This window comes from Trebonia sp., from assembly GCF_049794275.1.
Taxonomy (GTDB): domain Bacteria; phylum Actinomycetota; class Actinomycetes; order Streptosporangiales; family Streptosporangiaceae; genus Trebonia.
In genome coordinates this window covers 1-2,773 of the sequence record NZ_JBARCR010001000.1, presented here as the reverse complement: position 1 = coordinate 2,773, position 2,773 = coordinate 1, and the positions used below count along the sequence as shown (strand labels likewise).

2 protein-coding genes are annotated in these 2,773 nt (G+C 72.1%); both read left to right on the top strand.

What is annotated here, in order from left to right; translation table 11 throughout:
* Window positions 1–161: 161 nt before the first annotated feature.
* Window positions 162–902: an ABC transporter ATP-binding protein gene (locus WA805_RS25325; RefSeq protein WP_425243588.1), complete on the top strand. Its 741-nt coding sequence runs from the start codon at window positions 162–164 to the stop codon at window positions 900–902.
* On the top strand, window positions 899–2,773 hold a 1,875-nt coding region (locus WA805_RS25320), incomplete at its 3' end, for an FtsX-like permease family protein (protein WP_425243587.1). The genes WA805_RS25325 and WA805_RS25320, both read left to right, overlap by 4 nt.

The following is a 2,773-nucleotide window of genomic DNA, read 5'->3' as shown; positions in this document are numbered from 1 at the left end:
GCGCATCCCGTAGCGGCGCAGGACGCTGGCCTCGATGCCGCCCGCGAAACGGGCGTCGTCACGAAGCCATCGGAAGGCCGCGGTTCGGCCGGCCTGACCGAAAGGCTGGCGGCGGCTAGCGCGAGGCAGGCGCGCCGCGTGCTGGCGGCGGAGGTGCGCAAATGAACGCCGTAAGGCTGCCGGCAGCGCCCGGCACTGCCGCGGCACGCGGTGCCCAGGATTCCCTCATCGAGGCGCGCGACATCGTGCTGTCGTTCGGCCAGACTCCGGCACTCAGGGGCGCCAGCCTTTCGGCGGTCGCCGGCGAGATCCTTGCCATCATGGGCCCGAGCGGCTCGGGCAAGTCGACCCTCATGCACTGCCTGGCCGGCATCCTCACTCCCGACTCCGGAGAGGTCTGGTTCGAGGGGCGCCGGGTCGATCGCCTGCGCGAGCAAGAGCGCAGCGCCCTGCGCAGGGACCGCTTCGGGTTCGTGTTCCAGTTTGGCCAGCTCGTCCCCGAGCTGACAGCCGCGGAGAATGTCGCCCTCCCCCTGCTGCTCGGCGGCACCCGCCGCACGCAAGCACTGAAAGAAGCCAGGGCCTGGTTCGAGCGCCTCGGCCTGAACGGCCTGGAGCAGCGCAGATCCGGCGAACTGTCCGGCGGGCAGACCCAGCGCGTCGCCCTGGCCCGCGGTCTTGTCGCGCGGCCCGAGGTCCTGTTCGCCGACGAGCCGACCGGGTCGCTCGACTCCCTGGCCGGCGAGCAGGTCATGGAACTGATGGTGGCCGCCTCACGTGATCAGGGCACCACCGTCATCCTGGTCACCCACGACCCCCGGGTCGCCGCCTACGCCGACCGCGAGGTCATCGTCCGCGACGGCAAGGTGAACTCGCTCGCACACAGGAGCGCCGTCTCATGATCCGCCTCGGCCTGCGCCTCACCCTGGGCGGCGGCAGGGAAGCCGCCGCGCGCCTGGTCGTCACCGCGATCGCCGTCGCGCTCGGCGTGGGCATGCTGCTGGCGGCCCTGGCGTGCCTGAACGCCCTCAATGCCCAGAACGGCCGCGCCAAATGGCTCGACTCCGGGGAACAGGGCACCAGCAGCCCGAACGGCAGCAAGTCAGCGTCGGATCCGCTGTGGTGGATTCTCACCGCCGACCAGTTCGGCAACCAGACCATCGACCGGGTGGATCTCGCCGCCACCGGCCCGGACTCACCGGTCCCGCCTGGCATCGCGCACCTGCCGGGGCCGGGCCAGTACTACGCCTCGCCGGTGCTCAGCAAGCTGATCCGCGACACCCCGGCCAACCAGCTCGGCGACCGATTCCCGGGGAAGCAGATCGGCACGATCGGCGACTCAGCGCTCACCGGCCCGGATGCGCTGGTCATCGTCATCGGGCACAGCGCCAGCCAGCTCTCGCATGCCCATTACGCCACGGAGGTCACCAGCATCGAGACCCCGGCGGCGGCGGCCGGCGGGACCGCAGGCGTCGAGAACTCCGCGACGCTCAAGTACATATTCATCGCCGCGGCATGCGCACTGCTCTTCCCGGTTCTCACCTTCATCGGCACCGCGACCCGGCTCGCCGCGGCGCGCCGCGAGCAGCGCTTCGCCGCGATGCGTCTGGTGGGCGCGACCCCACGGCAGGTCTCCGTGATCGCCGCCGTCGAAGCCTCCCTGGCCGCCGTCGGCGGCGTGGCCGTCGGCTTCGGCCTGTTCTTCCTGCTCCGCCCGGCCCTGACGACGGCGGACTTCACCGGTGAGCCCTTCTTCCCCGGCGATCTGTCACCGGGGCTGGCGGACATCCTGCTCGTCGCCATCGGCATCCCCGCCGCGGCAGCGGTGGCGGCACGTGTCGCGCTGCGGCGGGTGCAGATCTCCCCGCTCGGCGTGAGCCGGCGTGTCACACCGCGCGCCCTCCGGGCCTGGCGGGTCATCCCGCTGCTGGCGGGCATCGCCGAGCTCAGCTACTTCGCCGTCGTCGGGCATCCCGGCACCACCGGGGGCCAGGCAGTGGCGTTCTTCCTCGGATTCCTCCTGCTCATGACGGGACTGATAATCGCGGGCCCGTGGCTGATGATGGCGGGCGCGCGGGTCATGGCCAGGCGGGCCAGCAGCCCGGCCATGCTCATCGCCGGGCGCCGGCTCTCGGACAACCCGCGGGCCGCCTTCCGCGCGATCAGCGGCCTCATCCTCGCCCTCTTCGTCACGGGAACGGCCGTCGGGGTGATCACGACGCTCGTCGATGACCACGGCGGCGGCCTGGGCGGCAGCACCCTTGCCCGCGAAACCCTCCTCGACCAGGCCTCCTACTACGCGGCCCCGGGCAAGGCGGCCACGACCGCCGATCCCATCCCGGAACCCGTACTGGCAAAGCTTCGCTCGATACGAGGCGTCCAGGCCGTGACGGTCATCCGCGCGGACCCCCGTGCCGCCCAGAACGCGAACCCCTACGACACGGCAGGCCTGGTCTCCTGCGCACAGCTGGCCCAGGACCCGGCTCTCGGCCGCTGCGCGCCCGGGGCATCCGTGGCGCTCGTCACGGCGGACTTCACCGATCCCGTCAAGGGCCTGCCGTCCCAGCGCACGGCAGTCTGGGCCGCCGCCGCTGTCTCTCCCGGACGCCTGGCGGGGCTCCCGGTCCAGCGGATCGCCGTGAGAAATAACGGCTCGAGCGCCGCGATCGAGCAGGCGCGAACCGTCCTTGACCTCGCCTCGCCCTACCTCGGCCTCCCCGCGACCGTTGACCAGCTCACTGCGGCGGCCGGGGCGCAGATCGCGGCGTGGCAG

Coding starts and splice junctions, on each gene's coding strand:
- WA805_RS25325 (WP_425243588.1), top strand. CDS start 162: ATGAACGCCGTAAGGCTGCCGGCAGCGCCCGGCACTGCCGCGGCACGC.